Origin of the sequence: Bradyrhizobium sp. 2TAF36, from assembly GCF_052114925.1 — a bacterium.
GTDB lineage: Bacteria > Pseudomonadota > Alphaproteobacteria > Rhizobiales > Xanthobacteraceae > Bradyrhizobium > Bradyrhizobium barranii.
Genome location: NZ_JBFRFR010000183.1, coordinates 1 through 5648 on the forward strand (window position 1 = coordinate 1; position 5648 = coordinate 5648).

Annotated in this window: 6 protein-coding genes and 1 pseudogene; 3 read left to right on the plus strand and 4 right to left on the minus strand. The window is 60.1% G+C overall.

The features are described from left to right. The 3 genes and pseudogenes from AB4Z51_RS44080 to AB4Z51_RS44090 form a co-directional block, all read right to left on the minus strand. A partial coding sequence (locus AB4Z51_RS44080) for a DUF3551 domain-containing protein (protein WP_441499694.1) occupies nucleotides 1–263 on the minus strand: 263 nt, incomplete at its 3' end. A gap of 306 nt (nucleotides 264–569) precedes the next feature. After that, nucleotides 570–1049, minus strand: coding sequence for a PH domain-containing protein (locus AB4Z51_RS44085; RefSeq protein WP_231142771.1), 480 nt, complete (start codon nucleotides 1047–1049; stop codon nucleotides 570–572). A 1353-nt stretch (nucleotides 1050–2402) separates the two neighbouring features. Then, nucleotides 2403–2730, minus strand: a pseudogene (locus AB4Z51_RS44090) (outer membrane protein); the annotation flags it as partial. Between the two features lie 135 nt (nucleotides 2731–2865). On the opposite strand from AB4Z51_RS44090, the gene AB4Z51_RS44095 reads away from it, so the two are divergent. Together AB4Z51_RS44095 and AB4Z51_RS44100 are read left to right on the plus strand one after the other, a co-directional pair. Next, nucleotides 2866–3057, plus strand: a complete 192-nt coding sequence (locus tag AB4Z51_RS44095; RefSeq protein ID WP_080586686.1) for a hypothetical protein — start codon at nucleotides 2866–2868, stop codon at nucleotides 3055–3057. Nucleotides 3058–3223: 166 nt separating this feature from the next. After that, nucleotides 3224–3844 carry a hypothetical protein gene (locus tag AB4Z51_RS44100; protein WP_371498122.1) on the plus strand — a complete coding sequence of 207 codons (621 nt, stop codon included), beginning with the start codon at nucleotides 3224–3226 and terminating at the stop codon, nucleotides 3842–3844. A gap of 400 nt (nucleotides 3845–4244) precedes the next feature. On the opposite strand, the gene AB4Z51_RS44105 is transcribed toward AB4Z51_RS44100, so the two are convergent. After that, the gene (locus tag AB4Z51_RS44105; protein WP_135217030.1) at nucleotides 4245–4841 is read right to left on the minus strand and encodes a GNAT family N-acetyltransferase; all 597 of its coding nucleotides are present in this window, start codon (nucleotides 4839–4841) and stop codon (nucleotides 4245–4247) included. 161 nt (nucleotides 4842–5002) lie between these two features. Here AB4Z51_RS44105 and AB4Z51_RS44110 point away from each other — a divergent pair. Beyond that, a partial coding sequence (locus tag AB4Z51_RS44110; RefSeq protein WP_441499695.1) for an AI-2E family transporter occupies nucleotides 5003–5648 on the plus strand: 646 nt, incomplete at its 3' end.

Sequence of the window (5648 nt, forward strand, 5' to 3'; positions counted from 1 at the left end):
TTGGTAACGCACATGGCGGAGAGGCCCGATGCATTGGCGTGGCACTGCGCCATCGAGCTATAGCCGCAGTAGAAAGTTTCGCCTCCGCCCCAGTACCAACGTTGTAGGCAGATCGGAGCATTCCCGCCATATGTTTGGGCCTGAGTTGGCGCGGCCGCCAAAACCGAGATCGTTGCCCAAATCGCCAAAGTTGGAATGCGCATCAGAATTTCCTTACGGATCGACTCCATCGCATCAGCGTATCGAAGCCAGACAAAGCCCATTGCTTCAGATCAATTCACATTCGCGCGAGTGGCTGGGGCTACGGCTGTGGTGGTTCAACGCTGCAGCGGGCGCCACCTCGGGCTTGCTCGCCAAATGAGGGGCGAAGATGGGTTTCCGCGCGGAAAGCTGACGATGATTGATGGGCGGCAGCGCGAACGCCACGAGTTGATCTTTGGGGCAGGGTAATCCGGTCAAGCCAGAGCCGCAGCGCCACCGGATCCCCCGCGAGCGCCGCCGCAAAATCGCCAGCGCGGGGGGGCTCCGGGGGCGTTGTTGGGGCGGCGGCTGTCAAACCATGCCGCGATTTACGTGCCAACCGGTCTTGTCGTGATGGCGCTGCGAAACGCGAGAGGCGAACTAACGGTGGAAATGGTTTGCGTACCCTCGCCGACGCCCTGAATGGTGAGGTCGCCATAGTTCAAAAGGCGGCCAAGAACGCTTTGATTGACATCGACGCTCTCAACCTTGTCGAGGCGCATCTCAAAGGTCCGCCTCTTAATGAAACCGGCCTTGTGGACGACCCGCATGTTGGTAACGTCGGTCTCGGTGGTCCAGCGGTGGAACCAAGCCGTCGCCGTCCAGTACAAGGCCGCAAGCCCAGCGACCGCCGCCAATACCAAGTAAACCAACGTCAGCGCGTCGACGGCGACCAAGCGCCACAGCACCAGAAATGCGACCGCCGCGATCCACGCCCCGATTGCAGGCAGAAAGTACACCCAGTGTTCGTTGGTCGAATACAGCACCCTTTCGCCAGGCTGTAGGATTTCGTCGATATAGCGCCCCATACGCCTACCCGGAGTTTACCTATCACCGCGGTAATATGCGCCATTTTAAACGGAGAAAGACCTTGATCTATCTCAAGCCTTCCAACGGCCAGCGCCGGAAGCTCGCATGCTTTCACACGAGAGCCGGACCCATCCCCTGCCGTGGGAGGTCGGGATGTTTGGACGGTTAAGGGAGGTGCAGAATGATCAGGTTGATTGCTATTGCCGGCTTCGCCTTATCGGTCGCAGTATCGGCGCAAGCCATGACACCTGCGCCGATTACTCCTCCGCCCAACGGCATGATCACTGAAGTCGCTGCTGCCTGCGGCGCGGGTAGGACACGAGTTAACGGTGTGTGCGTCGCAAGAACCACCGTCCGCCATACCCGTCGAGCCGTCCGCAGATGTGCGACCGGAATGACTTGCTAGCGCGCCGATGGCTTAAGCGGTGCAACCACGAAGGCTGAGACGACCCGAAACTGTCACTAGCGGCATTCTGCAATCAAGGTTGCCCGAAGCCGCTGATGGAGCGGCTGCTGGGTGTGATGGTCGCCGCACATGATCCAGATCAACGCTGTCGCTCGACTGCCGAAAAAATTGGCGCATGGCAAGACGGCTTTCCATTATCGAAGTGGGGGCGATTGCGATTATCGTTCTCAGCGTGGCTGTACTCGCCTTCGTCGGGTTTTCCATTTGGGCAGAATTATGAAGGCCGGGGTGCGCCGAGACTAACGCCATCCTCCACGCGCTCCCGGCGCACCGCCTCGCTCGCCGAGTTCTTCGACTTGAGCCACGTCTTCGATAGTCCGCCGTCCGCTTCGACACGATCCCTTCCAGCCCCATCTGGCAGAAGTGCTTGAAGATCGTCGGGCCGCCGCCGGTCAGGTGTTCGTTGAAGCGGATGGCGCGCGACTGTTGAGCGCGAGCCACACCACGTCCTTTTTCTTGGTCTGTGGGTTCGTAGAGTTGGCACGTCGCGTCATTTCGCTGTGCTAGGCATCCGTCGCCACGACGACACAGAACAGGCGTCAAGGGTGAGGCCATTAGAAGGCCCTACAGCGCGCCGCCAGCGCCGGGCTACCGGACACCGGCAAGCCGCACCAGTTTTCCAGCCACTGGCTTAGTCGTGAACGGTCGGGGCCAACTCCAGACCATAGCGGCTTCGGCCTGCTTTCTCTCATCCGCGGAGTTGCGTGGCAAGAACACTCCAAGAAACCCGTGTGAGACATGCCGGGGCGGTCTGACTATGTCCGTTCACAGGGGTAGACTGGAAGAGAACGGCACGCGGCCACCGCAAGGTAGCAAAGGCCAGAAAATTCATAACTACAAAAAAGCCCCGGCGAGCCTGGGCTTTGGTTTGCGAAGGTGGGTGAGATCAGTATCTGGCCGCGACCGGTGCGCCGTATCCACCGAAGCGATAATTCAACCGAAGCGTGACCATGTCAACATCTTGGCTGACCCCGCTGCCGGTGAGGATGAACCCTCCGGGAGTAACCACGCCTGCGAAGCTGGCATTATGACGCCCCATCCAGAGATGGTCGTATTCGATACCGAGCGACCAGTTGGGCGTGAAGCCGTACTCCCAGCCGACACCGAGGGCGCCGCCCCAGCGTGTGTGGCCTGCCGATGCCAGGCCGACCCCGGTGATGTTGTTGAATATATCGAATCGATTTGCGCGTCACGGCGGCGCCGCCCTTCACGTAGAGTGCCCCTTCTGCAACATTCGCCAAAAAAGGGATCGCGCGACTGTCCGCACCGGCATCTATTTGTTGTGTGGGTAGAGCGTCCGGCTAGGGTCAGATTCGGTAAGGGGTAGTGGGCAACTTCAGGGGAGATTGATGCTGAAATTCGTAATTGCGGGTGCTGCGTCTTTGGCTTTGGTGGGAGCGGCAGTTGCCGCGGATCTGCCTCGTCCGCAGCCCGTCGTCCAGACCGCGCCGGTTGGTAAATATCCCGTCGGCAAAACTCCAGTCGGCAAATACCCGATCGGCAAGGCTCCGGCGCCAGCTCCGTTAGTCACCAAGGGCTAATCCCGAAGATTGAAGCGCCTTCGGCCCGTCGGGGCCGGAGGCGTTCACCTCCAGTAATGTTTAGCTTGGGCTGTGTTGGGCCCAAGAAGGGTTGAACGTGGCAAGGGTGATCTGGGAATACCGCGATCTGCGATTTATTGTCGGAGTCGCAATCTTTGCGGCTTCCGTGGGAAGCGCTAGTGCACAGCAACTCGCGGCGCGTGCTGATGTTCAGCAGCGACCGGACACTTCCCCCAAGACCTCAATCAACTCCGCTACGAAAACGGCCGCAGCTGCGCCAGGCAGCCCGCCAGCCACGTCGGATGCAAAGCCGGCCCGGGTATCTTCAGTTAAAGGACCCTACTACGTTGATTTTCGTGCCCGCACTGCTGCATCCTACGGACACGCATTTGTCTGGTACGGCAAGACGAGCCAAAGGGCGGTCGAAGTTGCCGGCCTGCATCCAGCAGGCGACACACTGCCGTACGTATTGGGACATCTCATGTTTGTGCCTTCTGAAACAGGCGCGAGCTACGGCGACCTCGATGAGCAATATTTGACAGCCAGCTATCGAGTCTACTTGAATGAGGCTGACGCCAAAAAGGTATTTGCTTACATCAAACGTCTTCAGGCGACCTCGCCGGTGTGGAACGCGGGAACAACCAACTGCACCAATTTCATCGGTCGCATAGCGAGTTTTATGGGTTTGAAGGCTCCATTCCATTTGTTGAAGCCTGAAGAATACATAAACAAACTCAGAGCGCTAAACGGTGGACGTCAAACGGTGCAATTGGTTGCCGACCGGTAGACCCCGGGAAATGGCGGGCCAAACTCGAGGTGCCATCCGAGCTTGCGTGATGGCGTATCAACGAGCCGGACGGGATGAGCGCGTCGCGTAACGTGTATCGCGATGGCGGCATACACACGGGGCCGCACTGCTCGGCCAGTCTCGCCTAACCGAAAAGGCCGCCAACTGAGGCGGCCGCGGAGGAGCAATGTCCAAGTGGCGGCCTAATCTTTATCTGTCCAGCATACCAAGGAAACTCTACTGGTCGCGCCCGTGAAGCGGTTTCTGTGTTCGAAGCCTTGCCCGATTGGCTCGTAGCGGAACATCCAGCCGCCAACCAATACGGCGAACACAGTGGCAAATGAAGGCCAGCGGCGCTGGCCCGTCTGCCATTGCAAAGGCCCTCAAGATAGGCCACGCGTCAGTTTATCGCGCGCTTGCGGAGTGATCGGTTGCGCGCGCGTCCCTGCAACGGAAACTTGGTGCGGCCTCGGGGGAGGGCAAAATCCCATGGAAAGCATGCTACCAGGACTGTCTGTGGATCTCGCCGCGCAGCCGACCTGAACCCGAACCTGCCGAAGACCTTCAACATTGATGTGTTCTCGGGCAGGACTTCCGCCGTCAATTCCTTCAGTCCCGTTTCCCTCGCGATGTCGACGAGGTGCCGCATTAGCATCGAGCCAACGCCGCGCCCCTGCCATGCATCGACCACCATGAAAGCCATCTCGGCCCGGCCGGGCTCGGAGACAATATATCGGCGGCCGCCAACCACAGCCTTCCGGCCTGCTTCCTCCGCGCGCGCAACCAAGGCGATTTGATTCTTAAAATCGACGTCCATGAAGAAGGCGCGCTCCTTGTCGGAGAAATGGCGCTTCATCGCAAAAAATCGGCGCTGCAACGACTGCGGGCTCGCTTGGTCTAGTGCGGCGAGCATGTCGGCCTCGTCCTCCGGCCGAAGCGCGCGAACTTCGACCGGACTGCCGTCGCGCAAGTGCTCTCGTGCACTGGTGACCGACATGCGGACTCCGGTGTCGAGAGGCCGGGCGACGCACTTGCCCGATCCCGCCCAAGGGCCTCCCGGCCGGTCGTGGTCGCTTGATCTGGATCAAGACCTCCGCGCGAGAGGGGGAACTAGCTCACTCACCCGCAACATGCGTGGCCAAGGCTGAAGGCGCGTCCGTGAGAACACTCCGCCAGATCATCTTCGGAGACGAGGTCATCCAGCTTGTGATCCGGCTGGGGTTGCTCGCGGTCCTGATCGTCTGGACACTGCTCCTGATCCGTCCGTTCGTGCCAATCCTGGCCTGGAGTGTCGTGCTCGCCGTCGCGCTTAATCCGGTGTTTCAGCGCCTTGCCAAAATCCTCGGCGACCGGCCGAAACTTGCGGCAGCGATCCTAACCCTTATCAGTCTCGCCGTTGTTATTGGGCCCGCGACGTGGCTCGGCATGGGCGCAGTCGACGGGATCAGGGATCTTGCCGGCCAAATGACCGCCGGCGAGGTGTTGGTTCCGTCGCCACCTCAATCGATCAAGGATTGGCCACTCGTCGGGCCTCGGCTCTTCGATCTCTGGGATCAGGCCTCGACCAATCTGCGTTCGCTTCTGCGCGAAGTGGTGCCGTATCTCAAGCCCTTCGCGACGACCTTGCTCGGATTTGCCGGCAATGCCGGTGTGGGGACCGTGAAGTTCCTGCTGTCCGTGGTCGTGGCTGGCGTCGTGTTTCCATATGGCCCGCAACTCGTGGCCGCGGGTCGTGACTTTCTGTCACAGATCGTGCCCGACCAGAGCGAGCACTTTCTGGACCTCGCGGGTACCACCATCCGTG